Below are 14,141 nucleotides of genomic sequence, written 5' to 3'. Positions count from 1 at the left end.
TGCGGTTTGTGTACCGGCGGACACAGAGCAACCCGTTCGGGCTGATCACTCCAAATGCAGTCGCAGGCGCGCGCGCAGCCCACCCTCGGGGCGGTTGTCGAGCGTGAGGGTGGCGCCGTCGCGCTGCGCCAGGTCGCGCGCAATGGCGAGCCCGAGGCCGCTGCCGCTGCCGCTCGCGCCGGCGCCGTCCGGCAGGCGCACCCAGGGCTGGAACACGCGCTCCAGCTGCGCGGGCGCGATGCCCGGCCCGTCGTCGTCCACCGTCACCTCGACCCAGCCACCGACCTGCCGGCAACCCAGCCGTGCCACACCACCATGGCGCAGGGCGTTGTCCACCAGGTTGTCCACCACCCGGCGCAGCGAGGCCGGGTGCGCCCGCACGCGCAGGGCCGGGGTGGCCTCAGCGTCGCCCGCGAGCGAGACCGGCAGCCCCTGCTCGGCCAGGTCGTCGGTCAGCGACTGCAGCAGCGCGCCCAGGTCGAGCAGCTCGGGCCCTGCGGCGGTGGACTGCTCGCGCACCACGGCGAGCGACGCGTCGATCAGCTCGTCCATGGCGCGGATGTCGGCGCCCGCCGCGCGGGCCGCGTCGCTCGGCAGCTGCTCCAGGCGCAGGCGCAGCCGCGTGAGCGGCGTGCGCAGGTCGTGCGAGACCGCGGCCATGTGCAGGCTGCGCTGGTCGAACTGGTGTTTCAGGGCCTGGGCCATGCGGTTGAAGGCGCGGGCCGAATCGCGCACCTCCACCGTGCCGTGGGCCTCGTCGAGCGCGGGCGGGTCGCGGCCTTCGGCCAGGCCTTGCGAGAGCGTGGTCGAGGCCTGCGCGAGGCGCCGCATGGGCACCGACAGCCAGCGCGCGCCGATGGCCGCGCCCACGCCGATGAGCAGCGCGCGCAGCGCGTAGTCCAGCCACAGCGACCGCGCCGGCATGCCGCCCCAGCCAGCCGGCGGGTGTTCGCCTTCAGGCCCGAGCACCGGGGGCACGGGCGGACGCCACGCCGGCCACGGGGGCGGCGCACCATCGCCCGCACCGACCGTGAGCGGGTTGCCCGGCGGCAACGAGGGCAACGGCGGCAGGGCGGCGGCGCCGTCGGTGGACAGGCGCCCGATCCATTGCATGCCGACCGGCGACACCACGGAGAACGCCACCAGTTGGCTGAGCACCAGCGTGAACCACATCAGCAGGAACAGGCGCAGGAACAGCGAGTCCAGCCGCCCCAGGCGTTCACGCCAGCGCTTCATCATCGCGAGCCCTCCAGCGGCTGGAACACATAGCCCATGCCACGCAGGGTGCGGATCGGACCCGACAGCCCGTCGGTGCCGCCGAACTTCGCGCGCAGGCGCGACACCGCGAGGTCGATGCTGCGTTCGTTGGCGTCCACGCCGGGCGCGCGGGTGAGTTCGAGCAGGCGCTCGCGCGAGAGCCCCTGGCCCGGGTGGTCGATGAAGGCCACGAGCAGGCGGTACTCGGCGGCCGACAGCGGGGTGACCACACCCTCGGGCGACTGCAGGCGGCGTTGCACACGGTCAAAGATCCAGCCACCGATGCGGTGGCGCACGGGTGGCACGGCCGGCCCGGGGCCGCCGCGCAGCACCGCGCGGATGCGCGCCACCAGCTCGCGCGGCTCGAAGGGCTTGGGCAGGTAGTCGTCGGCGCCCAGCTCCAGGCCGAGCACGCGCGAGTGCATGTCGCCCTGAGCGGTGAGCATGATCACCGGCAGCCGGGGCCACAGCGGCCGCAGCCACTGGCACAGGCTCAGCCCGTCTTCGCCGGGCAGCATCAGGTCGAGCAACAGCACATCGACCCCGCCGGCCGGCAGGCGCTGGCGCAGCGCCACGCCGTCGGCCACGGTGTCGAGCACCATGCCGAAGGGCCGCAGGAAACCGGTGAGCAACTCGCGGATGTCCGGGTCGTCGTCGACCAGCAGGCAATGGATCAGGGGGGTCGGGGAAGAAGGGGTCTCGGGCATGGGACCGCACCGCCAGGGGTGCCGGGAAAAGCGCTCAGCGTGCCAGTGTAGGCAAGGAGGACCGACGGAAGGCTGTGTGTCAGCTTCTTTACGCAGTGGACACGATCCGCCGCAAGGCAGTGCCAAGGTGGAGTGGGGTTCATCGGGCCAGCCGCCGGGCCGCCCCAAGGCAGGCCCAGCCCCTCGGGGGGCAGCGACCCGCGCAGCGGAGAAGCGTGGGGGTCACACTCCGGCCACGATCCACCGCGCCGCCTTCTCCGCAATCATCAAAGTGGGGCTACCCTTCTTGCCCGCCCAGCGGGTACGTCGCGTGTGGCGACACGACAACGTGTCCATTGACGCCTGCGCTTGGCCCCACCGAGAATGCGCCCCTTGCATTTCCTGCGACCGCTCATGGTGAGCGTCGTCCCATCGGAAATCCCCAGGAGTCTGAAGTGTCCCGCTGCATCACCACTGTCTGAAGTCGATACCCGCTGTCGCGACACGGTGTTGCCCACATGAACTGTTCCAGGTGCCATGACCTGGCCAGTTCTTGCAATGGCGATACCCGTGTCCCACAGCAGCAGCAAGCACACTGACTGCCCCCGGTGATCGGCTTCCCCTGAGAAGCCTCCATGCCCCGCTTGCGTTTTGCGTACCGGGCATGTGGCTCTTGAATTTGTTTTCAGGAGATCACCATGAACTCACTTCATGCCAGTGTTCTGGCATCGACCGCATTGCTGCGGTACCCACGCACCATCCACCTTGAGGGCTCCCGCCTGCAGACGGGCGACGAGCCCGGAGTGCAGCGCTTGGCAGACCTCGCCGGCAGCCACGTTGTGGTGGAAGAAAAGATCGATGGCGCCAACTGCGCCGTGTCCTTCACCGCGAACGGCGGGTTGCTGCTGCAGTCGCGTGGTCACTACCTGATGGGTGGCGCGCGCGAGCGGCAGTTTTCGCCCTTGCATGTCTGGGCCAACACACATGCCGATCGGCTGTTCGAACGCTTGGGCGACCGGTACGTCATGTACGGCGAATGGGCCTACGCCAAACACTCGGTCTTCTACGACCGGTTGCCGCACTACTTCCACGAGTTCGATGTCTGGGACCGGCAGACCTCGTGTTTTCTGTCGACGCCCAGGCGCCAAGACCTGCTGGCCGGCCTGCCCGTGCTGTCGGTGCCGGTGCTGTACGCGGGGCCGATGCCGGTGCAGGCCAGGCTCCTGTGGAGCCTCGTTCGGCATTCGTTGGCCAAGTCGAACCATTGGAAAGTCCGCTTCGAGCAGGCGCTGGCGCAACACCGCCAAGACACCGCCACCGGTTGGCGTCAGACCGATGCGTCGGATCTGGCCGAAGGGCTGTATCTGAAACTGGAAGACGAGAACGGTGTGCAAGGCCGGTTCAAGCTGGTTCGCCCGGATTTCGTGCAGACCATCCTGGACTCGGGATCGCACCACAGCGAACGACCCACCCTGCCCAACCAGTTGTCCGCGGGAGTGGATCTGTATGCACCTCAACTGACCCTGAGCTGGGAGCACCTGGGCCTGGTCACCTTGTTTGGCCTGGACGCCTTGCGCGAAGCCATGGCCGACCGCACGCAAGACCAGCGCCGCATCCGAAGGAACAAACCATGAAAAATTCGACACATCACACGACCGCGAAAGACGGCTATCTGGCCCTCCAGTCTTTGCTGCCAGGCAACGGCGACCCCTTGGATTGGTCGCGCTGTTGTCAGCTGATTCCGGCACTGGCCCGGCTGGAGGCCACGCCGCAAGACCCTGTTCATCACGCAGAGGGGAACGTGGGCTTGCACACCCGCATGGTCATTCACAGCCTGCGGCAAAGCCCCTACTTCGCCCAGGCGGCGTTCGAACGCCAATGGGTGATGTTCATGGCGGCGCTGCTGCACGACATCGCCAAGCCCGACACGACGGTGATCGACCCGATCTCCGGACGCATCTCCCAGCCGGGCCACTCGCGGCGTGGCTGCGTGGATGCGCGCTTGCTGCTCTGGCAGGCAGGTGTTCCGGTGGCACTGCGCGAGGCGATCTGCCGGATCATCGCGGTGCACCAGGTGCCGTTCTTCGTCTTCGACAACCGCAAGGGTCAAGCGCCCGAGTACACCGCGCGAAAGCTCTCTTGGGAACTGTGCGTGGCCGAACTGGTCACGGTGGCCCGAGCCGACATGCAGGGCCGCATCTGCGCCACGCAATCGCAACACCTGCAGGACATCGATCTCTTCGAGGTGCTGGCGCGTGACGAAGGGGCCTGGGAAGCGCCCCGCCAATTTGCCGACCGGCACACCGCCTTGGCGTACTTCCGTGGCGCTGAGCTGTTCCCCGATGCCGCCCTGTTTCAGCGGCCGGGTTCGCGCGTCACGGTGATGTGCGGGCTGCCCGCCAGCGGCAAAAACACCTGGGTATCGCAGCATCGGCCCGGCTTGCCGGTGGTGTCGTTCGATGACGCTCGCGAAGACCTGGGCCTTTCGCACGGCAAGAACGAAGGCATGGTGGCGCACCGTACCCATGACGACGCCCGGCACTGGCTTCGCCAGAAGCAGGACTTTGTATGGAACGCCACGCACCTGTCGCAGCAGATGCGCAGCAAGACACTGGAGCTGCTGTACGCCTACGACGCGCAGGTGGAGATCGTCCACCTGGAACAGCCTTTGCCCGAACTGCTGCGGCGCAACCAGCAGCGCGACACGACCCTCAGCAACGCCAAGCTGCTGAAGATGCTGACCCGCTGGGAAGCGCCACTGCCCACCGAGGCACACGAGGTGGTGTTCTGGGAAAGCGAATAGCCGCCGGGCCGCCCCAAGGCGGATCAGCCTCTGGGACCGGCGCAGACCGGGCCCCCTCCCGGTCTTGGGGCAGCGACCCGCGCAGCGGCGGAGCGTGGGGTCACACTCCGGACACGATCCAGCGCGCCGCCTTCTCGGCGATCATCAGCGTCGGCGAGTTGGTGTTGCCGCTGGTGATGGTCGGCATCACACCCGCGTCCACCACGCGCAGCCCCGCCACGCCGCGCACGCGCAGGTGGCTGTCCACCACGGCCATCGGGTCGCTGCCCTGCCCTTCCACGCGGCCCATCTTCGTCGTGCCCACCGGGTGGAAGATGGTGCTGGCGATGTCGCCGGCCAGGCGCGCGAGTTCGTCGTCGCTCTGGTACATCACACCGGGCTTGAACTCCTCGGGCCGGTACTTCGCCATCGCCGGCTGGCCCACGATGCGCCGCGTCACGCGCAGGCTGTCGGCCGCGACCTGCCGGTCTTCCGCCGTGGACAGGTAGTTCGGCGCGATGGCGGGTGCGTCCTCGCAGCGCGGCGACTGGATGCGCACATGCCCCCGGCTCGTGGGGTTGAGGTTGCACACGCTGGCCGTGAACGCCGGGAAACCGTGCAGCGGCTCGCCGAAGGCGTCGAGGCTGAGCGGCTGCACGTGGTATTCGAGGTTGGCGTGCGGCTGGGCCGGGTCGCTCCGGGTGAAGGCACCGAGCTGGCTGGGCGACATGCTCATGGGCCCGCTGCGCGTGAGCGCGTATTCGAGCCCGATCATGGCCTTGCCCCAGAGCGAGTTCGCCAGGGTGTTGAGCGTTTTCGCGCCCTTGACCTTGTAGACCGAGCGGATCTGCAGATGGTCTTGCAGGTTCTCGCCCACGCCGGGCAGATCGTGTTGCACCGGCACGCCCGCGGCCTGCAGCACGGCCGAGGGGCCGATGCCTGAGAGTTGCAGCACCTGCACCGAGCCGATGCTGCCCGCGCTCAGCACCACCTCGCGCGCGGCCGTCACCGCCACGCGCTGGCCGCCGCGCCGCAGCTCGGCGCCGGTGCAGCGCAGCGCGCCCGACGGATCGCGCGCCAGCGTGAGCCGCTCGACCTGCGTCTCGGTCCACACCGTGAGGTTGGGCCGCTGCATCACCGGGCGCAGAAAGGCCTTGGAAGCGTTCCAGCGCCAGCCCGCTTTCTGGTTCACCTCGAAGTAGCCCACGCCCTCGTTGTCGCCGCGGTTGAAGTCGTCGGTGGCGGGGATGCCGGCCTGCTGCGCGGCCTGGGCGAAGGCGTCGAGCACGTCCCAGCGCAGGCGCTGCTTCTCGATGCGCCACTCGCCGCTGCTGCCCACGGCCTTGTTGCCGTGCAGCTGGGCGAAGGCGGGGTTGGTCAGGCTGTCGCTGCCGCCGTCGAGCCTGTGGTGGTCTTCGTGCGCGCGGAAGTCGGCCAGGCAGCGCTCCCAGCGCCAGTCGCTGTCGCCGCTCAGCTGCGCCCACTGGTCGTAGTCGCGCGCCTGGCCGCGCATGTAAATCATGCCGTTGATGCTGGAGCAGCCGCCCAGCGTCTTGCCGCGCGGGTAGCGCAGCTTCCGTCCATTGAGCCCCGGGTCGGCCTCGGTCTGGTAGAGCCAGTCGGTGCGCGGGTTGCCGATGCAGTAGAGGTAACCGACCGGGATATGGATCCAGTGGTAGTCGTCCTTGCGGCCGGCCTCGATCAACAACACACGTTTGGAGGCATCGGCGCTCAGGCGGTTGGCGAGCAGGCAGCCGGCGGTGCCGGCGCCGACGATCACGAAATCAAAGGCGGTGTCGTTCATGCAGCGGTCTCCTCGCGTCTTGTGTTCATTTGTCAATCTCATGGCGCAGCGCCCGACTGAGCGTGCACTGTGCCGGAACGGGCGCCGGTTTTCCAATGAAATCGAACAAGCCAGGCTATAAGTTCAGCAAATAATGAAGCCACCATGACCGCCCGCCTGCCCACCACCGACCCCCAGACCCTGCGCGCCTTCGTCGCCGTGGCACGCGAAGGCAACGTCTCGCGCGCGGCCTTGCGCCTGCACCTGAGCCAGCCGGCCGTGAGCCTGCAGCTCAAGACCCTGGCCGAGGCCACCGGGCTGCAGCTGTTCACGCGCACGCCGCAGGGCATGGCGCTCACGCGCGACGGCGCCGCCCTGCTGCCGCTGGCCGACCGCGCGCTCGCCGCGCTGGCGGACTTCGGCCAGGCCGCCGCGCGCCTGCACACCACCGTGCGCGGCACGCTGCGCATCGGCACCATCCTCGACCCCGAGTTCACTCGCCTCGGCGCCTTCCTCAAACAGCTGGTGGAGGCCGCGCCGCAGATCGACACCGAGCTGAGCCAGGGCATGAGCGGCGACGCGCTCGCGCGCATCGCGCGCGGCGAGCTGGACGTGGGCTTCTTCCTCGACCTGCCCCAGGACCCGCTCGGCCCGCCCTACCGGCTGCGCGCCCTGACCCGCTTCACCTACCGCGTGCTCGCGCCCGCCGGCTGGGGGCCGCAGGTGAAAGGCAAAGACTGGAAGGCGCTGGCCGCCCTGCCCTGGCTCGCCACACCCCCGGCCAGCGCGCACCACCGGCTGCAGCGCAGCGTCTTCGGCCCGGGCTCGCTCACCGGCATGGAGCCGCGGCGTGTGGCGCTGGTGGACCAGGAGGCGTCGATGCTCGACCTCGTGAAAAGCGGCGTCGGTCTGTCACTGGCGCGCGACGCGATCGCGATGCGCGAGGCGCAGGCCCACGGGCTGGTGGTGGCCGATCAGGTGGCGCTGGAATGTGATCTGAGCTTCATCTGCCTCGCGGAGCGGGCGGGGGAGCCGGTGATCGCGGCGGCGCTGGGGGCGCTGGATGCGGTGTGGGGGTGATCGCCGCGGCGCTGCCGGGCGGGTCCGGCCGGGGTCCCCGGAAGATCGGGGATGATGCGGTGCCCTGCACACCCCCCAACGAAAATCCGAGCCTTGCCTTGCACCGACCGTTCCGGGCCGACACCCGTGCCATGACCCTCCCAACCCCCCAGAGCCCGGTGACCTACCAGGCCCACATCGACGGACTGCGCGCCATCGCCGTCCTGGCGGTGATCGCCAACCACTTCAGCAAGTCGCTGCTGCCCGGCGGTTACCTCGGTGTGGACATCTTCTTCGTGATCTCGGGTTTCGTGATCACCGCCTCGCTCGTTTCACGACCGCATGGAGCGCTCGGACCGTTCCTGCGCGGGTTCTTCCAGCGCCGCATCAAGCGGCTGTTGCCAGCCCTGCTGGTCTGCGTGCTGGTCACCGCCGTGCTGATCAGCGCGCTCGACCCGCAGCCGCGCACCAGCCTGCTGACGGGCATCAACGCGCTGTTCGGCTTCTCCAACATCTACCTGTACCACCAGGCGATCGACTACTTCGCCCCGGCGGCCCAGTCCAACGCCTTCACCCAGACCTGGTCCCTCGGGGTCGAGGAGCAGTTCTACCTGGTGTACCCCTCGCTGTTCTGGCTCGCGGCGAGCGGGCGGCTGGGTCGGCCGCAACGGGCCTTGCCACTGATGGTCGGTGGGCTGAGCCTGCTGTCCTATGTGTTCTTCGTCCACGTGTTCGCGTCGCGCCCCGCCGCAGCCTACTTTTTCACGCCGCTGCGTTTCTGGGAGCTGGGCGCAGGCTGCCTGCTGTACGCGGGACGCGACAGCGCCCTGGCGACCCTGCTGCGCCGCGGTTTGTCCCGGCTGGGTCCGCTGCCGCTGATCGCGCTGATCGCCTGCCTCTGGGCGCCGGTGCAACACTTGGTCCCAGCCAGCACCGCAGCAGTGGTGCTGACCTGCCTGCTGCTCCTCGGACCGACCGGCCTGAGCCAGCGGGTGCTGACCTTGGCACCGTTGCGTCACATCGGCCTGATCTCCTATTCGCTCTACCTGTGGCACTGGACGGTGCTGGTGCTGGCGCGCTGGTCCACCGGCGTCGATGCCTGGCACGCGCCCTGGCTGATCGCGGCGATGTTCCTCCTGGCCGAGATGTCCTACCGCTGGGTGGAGTCCCCGCTGCGCCACTGGTCGGGTCGCTGGGCGGTGGCGCGCGGCCTGGGGGCGTCGCTGGTGGTCACGGCGATGATGGCGTTGCTGCTGGCGCAGCACCCCCGCCTGCTGCTGCCGCTGGACCCAGCACTGCGCGACGCACCGGCCTTCCTGCCGGTGAAGGGCCAAAACTACAACCCCCACTGTGTGGTCGACGGCGAGCAGCGGCGCCTGGGAGCCGGCACCTTTGACCTTTGCACGCAGGCGCCCCGTGTGCCCGGTGGACAGACGGTCTGGGCCATGGGCGACAGCCACGCCGGTCACCTGCAGGGGATGCTGTACCGCCTGCACAAGACCACCGGCGTCGGCGTGCACCTGATCGAAACCCCGGGACGGCCGTACCCACACATGGGCGGGGTCTTCGAACCCCGGCAACGCATCGTCGAGGCGATGTACGCCCAGGCCCGCCCGGGCGACGTGCTGCTGGTTTCGCGCCTCTACTTTGATCGCGGCAGCACACACCCGGTCGGTGACCTGCCGACCTGGGCGACCGATCTGCGCACACTGGCCCGCGAGCTGGCCGCGCGCCAGATGCAACTGGTGGTGGTCGGCCCGCCGCCCATGTTCGACTTCGAGCACCCTGCGGTGTGCATGCGCACCGTGTTTTCGAATGCCGCCTGTGCACAGGATCGCGACACCCTGTCCCAGGGCGTGGACCGGGTGCACCAGGCATTGGAGCAGGCGCTGTCCGCAGAGCCCAACGCCCATGTGTTCCGCAGCTTCGACATCCTGTGTCCCGCCACCGGAAGCACTTGCACCCCGGTGCACGGCGGCACAATGATCTACCGTGACCGGGACCACCTCAACACGGCCGGCGCGGCCCTGCTGGCCGAACCGACGGAGCGCTTCCTGACCGCCCGCGGTGTGCTGGGCCCCTGACCACCGGGACCCGCTCACCGGCCAGGTGCCACGGCGTGTGGCGCGGCACCTGGCCGGTGGCGCTGGATGCGGTGTGGGGGTAGTCCAAGCGCAAAATGAATCGCCGCAACAATTTCAAACTTGTTTCGCTCCATGCCGACTGACAAGCAGCCACTTTCAGACGAAGAGGAATTCCACTCCTCCTACAGCGTGTTCCTGATGTCACTGAAGTTCTTGGCGTTACCACCTGATGAACAATGCGCCGCAATGGGTGACTACAACGTCGCATGGGAACTGAAGGACGATGTCTTGCGAGGCCGATATCTGATTGGTCGGGGGCACCTCAGTGTCGAACAGGAAGCCTGGGTCGGCGCACTGGCTGGCGCATTGGAAGGAGTTCCTGCTCAAACGCTTCCCGCCGGCGCGGGCCGGGACACCAATCTTGCGGCCATGCAGCATCCTTCTTGGACGCCTCTCAGATCGATGGCCAAAGAAGTCCTCAACGCCCTGTCAGCCTTCACCACTGAGAACGCCAGGTACCTCGGGCTCCGATAGCTCAATACAACGCTGTCCGCACTCTCATGCTTACCCGCATCCACCACGCCGCCATCATCTGCGCCGACTATCAGCGCTCCAAACGCTTCTACACCGAAGTCCTCGGCCTGAAAGTGATCGCCGAACACTTCCGCGAGGCGCGCAATTCCTGGAAGCTGGATCTGGGTCTGCCCGACGGGTCGCAGGTGGAGCTGTTCTCTTTCCCCGGCGCGCCGCCGCGGCCGTCCTACCCCGAGGCGCAGGGTCTGCGGCACCTGGCGTTCGTGGTCGAGGACGTGGCCGCGTGCAAGGCGCGGCTGGAGGAGCAAGGGGTTGTGGTCGAGCCGGTGCGGGTGGACGAATACACCGGTCGGCGGTTCACGTTTTTCAGCGACCCGGACGGGTTGCCGCTGGAGCTGTACGAGGCGGGCTGAGGCCGCCGTTCAGCTCAGCTCCATCACCTTCGCCGGAAAGTCGTAGTTCTCGTCCAGCGCGCGCGCGGCCATGACCGGCAGCATGTGGGTGATGAAAACCTCGCCGACCCAGCGGCGCACGGCGGGGTCGTCGTTCGTGTGCAGCGTGAGGGCGCTGAAGCGCGTGATGCCCAGGTCTTCCGTCAGCCCCGGCGGCACGTGCGGCGCGCGCAGCTGGCCTTCGGGCAGCGCGTGCGTGGTCTCCAGCCGCCAGGCGCCGAGCATGCGGTCGAAATGACCGACCGTGCCGCGCCGCCAGACCTCGGTCACGTAGACGTTCCACTCGCCGGGGTCTTCGGTGATGAAGCCCCAGTCGAACTCGTGAATGGCGGCGGGTTCGGTGTCGAACAGGCCGATCTCGCGCACGTCGCTGCGCATCGCGAACTCGGCGAACAGCACGCCTGCGCCGGTGGGCCGGCCGTCGATGAAGCGCTGGACGGCCGCCGCGTCGGCCACGAACAGCGGCTCGGGCTCGCTCCAGGCGCGTTTGGCGCGGTTGAGCAGGCGCGCGGTGGCGTCCACGCTCTTCTGCGCGTTGATGCACCAGTCCATGAAGGTCTGGCGGCCTTCGGGGGTGGCGATCTGCTGCAGCGTGGCGTCGAACTGCTGGTCGTCCTTGAGGTAGCCGTCTTCGCGCAGGCGCAGCACGATGTCCACCATCGAATTGCGGGTCACGTGCTCGATCATGTAGGCGACCTCGCCGCCCGGAAAGTCGGTCATCGAGCGCTGGATCCACTCCATCGTCGCCTCGTGCGAGAGGCCTTGCGGCGCGCGCGGTATGTCGTTGAACAGTGCACGAAGCACGCGCACCGTATCCAGATCACTGGCCATGTCGGTTCCGGGGTGAGAAGAGGTCAAAGGGGCCCGAGGTCGCTGGCGGCGACCGGCGGACCGTGCCCAGTGGACAGCATAGTGCCAGCACCCCGGGGGTCGAAGCGCGGAAAAGCCCCCGAAAACCGGTCAGTTCGCACGGCGGAAGCGGTTCTCCGCCGTGCGGTGCGGTCCAATGCATCCCATGAACAACACCCGCACCACTCCAGGTTTCCGCGTCCTCTTCGTCTGCATGGGCAACATCTGCCGCAGCCCGACCGCGCACGGCGTGTTCGAGGCCAAGGGGCTGAGGCCGGTCTGGCCGACCGGGTGCAGGTCGATTCGGCCGGCACGCACAGCTACCACGTGGGCGCGCCGCCCGACGCGCGCAGCCAGAAACACGCGCTGCAGCGCGGCTACGACCTCTCGACCCAGCGCGCGCGCCAGCTGACGGCGCAGGATTTTGAGGTGTTCGACCTGGTGCTGGTGATGGACTGGGAGAACTTCGTGCTGGCCGAACGGCTGTGCCCGCCGGCGCACGCGAAGAAGCTGCGGCGCTTCGCCGAGTTCTTCCAGCAGCACGACAGCCCGGTCGTGCCCGACCCGTACCAGGGTGGCGCCAAAGGCTTCGAGGAGGTGCTGGACCTGGTGGAAGACGGCAGCGCGGGGCTGCTGGCGCATGTGCAGCGGGTGCTCGCCGCCCCCGGTTGACCCGTCCGCTCAGGACGGCGCCAGCGCCCGGCGCACCAGCGCCTCGCCATCGCCGTCGCTGACAAAGCCCGCGCGTTCGGCCGCGTCGGTGCGCAGCGGGGGAAAGCGCCCGAACAGGGTTTCGATGCGCTCGTCGGGCGACCAGCGCACCAGCGCCGGGGCCGGCACGGCAAACACGCGGGCGATGGCCTCGGCCAGCTCGGCCATGCTGAAACGCAGCGTGGGCAGCAGCAGGCTGCGCGAGGGCGGCAGGCGGGCGGTGTCCACCACGGCCGCGTGCAGCAGGTTGTCGACCACGCTGGGCAGCGAGGACGCCCAGGTGGTGGCGCCGGGCGAGGTCGGGCACTCGAACGGCCGGCCCTGGGCCAGCTCGCGGATGAAGTCGCTCATGAAGGCCGAGAGCTGGCCGGTGGGCGCGGGCGGCCGCACCAGCACGCCGGGCAGGCGCAGGGACACGCCGTCGAGCCAGCCGCGCCGGCTGGCGTGGGCCACGGCGATCTCGGCCATGAGCTTGTGCGCGCCGTACACCATGTGGGGCGCTGCGGGCGTGTGGTCGTTCACCTCGGGGGGCAGTGCCGCGCCGTAGACGGCGATGGTGCTGGCGAACACCAGCCGGGGCGCCACGCCGCCGCGCTCGACCTGGGCACGGCAATGGTCCAGCAGCGCCTGCGTGGCGTCCAGGTTGACCGCGCGCGCCAGCGCGGGCTGAGCCTCGGCGGTGCCGCCGGGAACGCTGGCCAGGTGGACGATGCCGTCCAGCGGCGTGGCGAAGGCCTCTGCCCAGGTGTCAGGCTGCGTGAGATCGCCCGGCAGGCGCAGCAGGCGCAGCAGGCGCGGATCGGCCACCTCGTCGTCCAGCGCAAAGTCCGTGACCGCCAGCTGCGTGAGCGTGCGGCCGCCGGGCAGGCCCTGCGACAGCAGGCGCCGCACCAGCGCGCGCCCCACGAAGCCGTTGGCCCCGGTCACCAGCCAGCGCATCAGGGCGCCCCGGTGGCCGGCACCACGCGCTGGTCGATCATGCCGAACGGGCCGGCCTGCCCGTCTTCGAAGCAGGCCTGCAGGCGCACGCGGTCGCCGAATGCCATGAAGCCGGTGCGGATCTCGCCCTGGTCGATCTTCTCGATCACGCGGCGTTCGGCGATGCAGGCCGAGCCCGCGCTGCGCGCCACGTTGCTCACCGTGCCCGAGCCGACGATGGTGCCGGCCGTGAGCCGGCGCGTGCGCGCCGCGTGGGCGATCAGCTGACCGAAGTGGAAGTTCATCTCGCCGCCGTGCGGCTCGCCGAAGCGCTCGCCGTTCCACAACACGTTCAGCTGCATCTGCACCCTGCCGTCGCGCCAGGCGCTGCCCAGCTCGTCGGGGGTCACGGCCACGGGCGCGAAGGCGGTGGACGGTTTGGCCTGCAGGAAGCCGAAGCCGGTCTTCATCTCGTGCGGGCCCAGCGCGCGCAGGCTCCAGTCGTTGACCTGCACCACCAGGCGCACGCAGGCCAGCGCCGCCTCGGGCGACACGCCCATGGGCACCGGCCCGGTGACCACACCGAACTCGCCCTCGAAGTCGATGCCGTCGGCCTCGCTGGGCAGGGGCACGTCGTCGAGCGGCCCGAGGAAGTCGTCGCTGGCGCCCTGGTACATCACCGGCACGCTGTCGAACAGCGGGATGGGCGGCGTGTTGAAGGCCTGCTCCATCAGGCGGCCGTGGTTCAGGAAGGCCGAACCGTCGAGCCACTGCGGGGCGCGCGGCAGGGGCGCCGTGCAGGCGGCGGGGTCGAAGTCAAACGCGCCGGGCGCGCTGCCGGCGTTGAGCGCCGCGTACAGCTCGCCCAGCGGCGCCTGCACCTCGTCCCAGCGCCGCAGGGCCTCGATCAGGCTGGGCGCGATGGCGCCGGCGCGCACGGCGCGCTGCCCGTCGCGCGAGACCAACAGCAGTTGTCCATCGAGGCTGCCGTCACGCAAGGTTGCCAATTTCATCGGTGTGTTCCTG

At 69.3% G+C, this 14,141-nt stretch carries 12 protein-coding genes and 1 pseudogene; 7 read left to right on the top strand and 6 right to left on the bottom strand.

Translation table 11 applies throughout. From position 1 onward, the window contains the following. Positions 1 to 45: 45 nt before the first annotated feature. Together IM738_RS22375 and IM738_RS22370 are read right to left on the bottom strand one after the other, a co-directional pair. Positions 46 to 1,236, bottom strand: a complete 1,191-nt coding sequence (locus IM738_RS22375) for an ATP-binding protein (protein ID WP_236963234.1) — start codon at positions 1,234 to 1,236, stop codon at positions 46 to 48. Beyond that, positions 1,236 to 1,964, bottom strand: coding sequence for a response regulator (locus IM738_RS22370; RefSeq protein ID WP_236963233.1), 729 nt, complete (start codon positions 1,962 to 1,964; stop codon positions 1,236 to 1,238). Before IM738_RS22370 ends, IM738_RS22375 begins: the two co-directional genes overlap by 1 nt. 677 nt (positions 1,965 to 2,641) lie before the next feature. On the opposite strand from IM738_RS22370, the gene IM738_RS22365 reads away from it, so the two are divergent. After that, entirely contained in the window at positions 2,642 to 3,577 is a 936-nt protein-coding gene (locus IM738_RS22365) for an RNA ligase family protein (RefSeq protein WP_236963232.1), read from the top strand. After that, on the top strand, positions 3,574 to 4,746 hold the full coding sequence (locus IM738_RS22360) for an AAA family ATPase (protein ID WP_236963231.1): 1,173 nt from the start codon (positions 3,574 to 3,576) through the stop codon (positions 4,744 to 4,746). Before IM738_RS22365 ends, IM738_RS22360 begins: the two co-directional genes overlap by 4 nt. Before the next feature lie 100 nt (positions 4,747 to 4,846). On the opposite strand, the gene IM738_RS22355 is transcribed toward IM738_RS22360, so the two are convergent. Then, complete coding sequence (locus IM738_RS22355; RefSeq protein ID WP_236963230.1) at positions 4,847 to 6,529, bottom strand: GMC family oxidoreductase; 1,683 nt, start codon at positions 6,527 to 6,529, stop codon at positions 4,847 to 4,849. A 144-nt stretch (positions 6,530 to 6,673) separates the two neighbouring features. On the opposite strand from IM738_RS22355, the gene IM738_RS22350 reads away from it, so the two are divergent. From IM738_RS22350 to gloA2, 4 genes are all read left to right on the top strand, one after another. Beyond that, positions 6,674 to 7,588 carry a LysR family transcriptional regulator gene (locus IM738_RS22350; protein ID WP_236963229.1) on the top strand — a complete coding sequence of 305 codons (915 nt, stop codon included), beginning with the start codon at positions 6,674 to 6,676 and terminating at the stop codon, positions 7,586 to 7,588. A gap of 131 nt (positions 7,589 to 7,719) precedes the next feature. After that, complete coding sequence (locus tag IM738_RS22345; RefSeq protein ID WP_236963228.1) at positions 7,720 to 9,651, top strand: acyltransferase family protein; 1,932 nt, start codon at positions 7,720 to 7,722, stop codon at positions 9,649 to 9,651. A 120-nt stretch (positions 9,652 to 9,771) separates the two neighbouring features. After that, a complete protein-coding gene (locus IM738_RS22340) occupies positions 9,772 to 10,185 on the top strand; it encodes a hypothetical protein (protein WP_236963227.1) in 414 nt (137 codons plus the stop codon). Positions 10,186 to 10,211: 26 nt separating this feature from the next. After that, positions 10,212 to 10,598, top strand: coding sequence for an SMU1112c/YaeR family gloxylase I-like metalloprotein (gene gloA2 / locus IM738_RS22335; RefSeq protein ID WP_236963226.1), 387 nt, complete (start codon positions 10,212 to 10,214; stop codon positions 10,596 to 10,598). A gap of 9 nt (positions 10,599 to 10,607) precedes the next feature. Here gloA2 and IM738_RS22330 read toward each other — a convergent pair whose 3' ends face one another. Beyond that, positions 10,608 to 11,468 (bottom strand): hypothetical protein, encoded by an 861-nt coding sequence (locus tag IM738_RS22330; RefSeq protein ID WP_236963225.1) that lies wholly within the window; start codon positions 11,466 to 11,468, stop codon positions 10,608 to 10,610. A 184-nt stretch (positions 11,469 to 11,652) separates the two neighbouring features. On the opposite strand from IM738_RS22330, the pseudogene IM738_RS22325 reads away from it, so the two are divergent. Then, positions 11,653 to 12,158, top strand: a pseudogene (locus IM738_RS22325) (low molecular weight protein-tyrosine-phosphatase). A gap of 9 nt (positions 12,159 to 12,167) precedes the next feature. On the opposite strand, the gene IM738_RS22320 reads toward IM738_RS22325, so the two are convergent. Continuing rightward, the gene (locus tag IM738_RS22320; RefSeq protein WP_236963224.1) at positions 12,168 to 13,136 is read right to left on the bottom strand and encodes an NAD-dependent epimerase/dehydratase family protein; all 969 of its coding nucleotides are present in this window, start codon (positions 13,134 to 13,136) and stop codon (positions 12,168 to 12,170) included. Next, on the bottom strand, positions 13,136 to 14,128 hold the full coding sequence (locus IM738_RS22315) for a fumarylacetoacetate hydrolase family protein (RefSeq protein WP_236963223.1): 993 nt from the start codon (positions 14,126 to 14,128) through the stop codon (positions 13,136 to 13,138). Before IM738_RS22315 ends, IM738_RS22320 begins: the two co-directional genes overlap by 1 nt. Positions 14,129 to 14,141: the final 13 nt, after the last annotated feature.

The organism is Hydrogenophaga sp. SL48 (assembly GCF_021729865.1).
Classification (GTDB): Bacteria; Pseudomonadota; Gammaproteobacteria; order Burkholderiales; family Burkholderiaceae_C; genus Hydrogenophaga.
Note: the sequence above shows the minus strand (reverse complement) of the source record. Positions and strands in the feature narration are given on the sequence as shown.

Bases quoted from the DNA above. Each gene is read 5' to 3' on its own strand.
- IM738_RS22375 (WP_236963234.1), bottom strand. From the start codon at position 1,236: ATGAAGCGCTGGCGTGAACGCCTGGGGCGGCTGGACTCGCTGTTCCTG.
- IM738_RS22370 (WP_236963233.1), bottom strand. From the start codon at position 1,964: ATGCCCGAGACCCCTTCTTCCCCGACCCCCCTGATCCATTGCCTGCTG.
- IM738_RS22365 (WP_236963232.1), top strand. From the start codon at position 2,642: ATGAACTCACTTCATGCCAGTGTTCTGGCATCGACCGCATTGCTGCGG.
- IM738_RS22360 (WP_236963231.1), top strand. From the start codon at position 3,574: ATGAAAAATTCGACACATCACACGACCGCGAAAGACGGCTATCTGGCC.
- IM738_RS22355 (WP_236963230.1), bottom strand. From the start codon at position 6,529: ATGAACGACACCGCCTTTGATTTCGTGATCGTCGGCGCCGGCACCGCC.
- IM738_RS22350 (WP_236963229.1), top strand. From the start codon at position 6,674: ATGACCGCCCGCCTGCCCACCACCGACCCCCAGACCCTGCGCGCCTTC.
- IM738_RS22345 (WP_236963228.1), top strand. From the start codon at position 7,720: ATGACCCTCCCAACCCCCCAGAGCCCGGTGACCTACCAGGCCCACATC.
- gloA2 (WP_236963226.1), top strand. From the start codon at position 10,212: ATGCTTACCCGCATCCACCACGCCGCCATCATCTGCGCCGACTATCAG.
- IM738_RS22330 (WP_236963225.1), bottom strand. From the start codon at position 11,468: ATGGCCAGTGATCTGGATACGGTGCGCGTGCTTCGTGCACTGTTCAAC.
- IM738_RS22320 (WP_236963224.1), bottom strand. From the start codon at position 13,136: ATGCGCTGGCTGGTGACCGGGGCCAACGGCTTCGTGGGGCGCGCGCTG.
- IM738_RS22315 (WP_236963223.1), bottom strand. From the start codon at position 14,128: ATGAAATTGGCAACCTTGCGTGACGGCAGCCTCGATGGACAACTGCTG.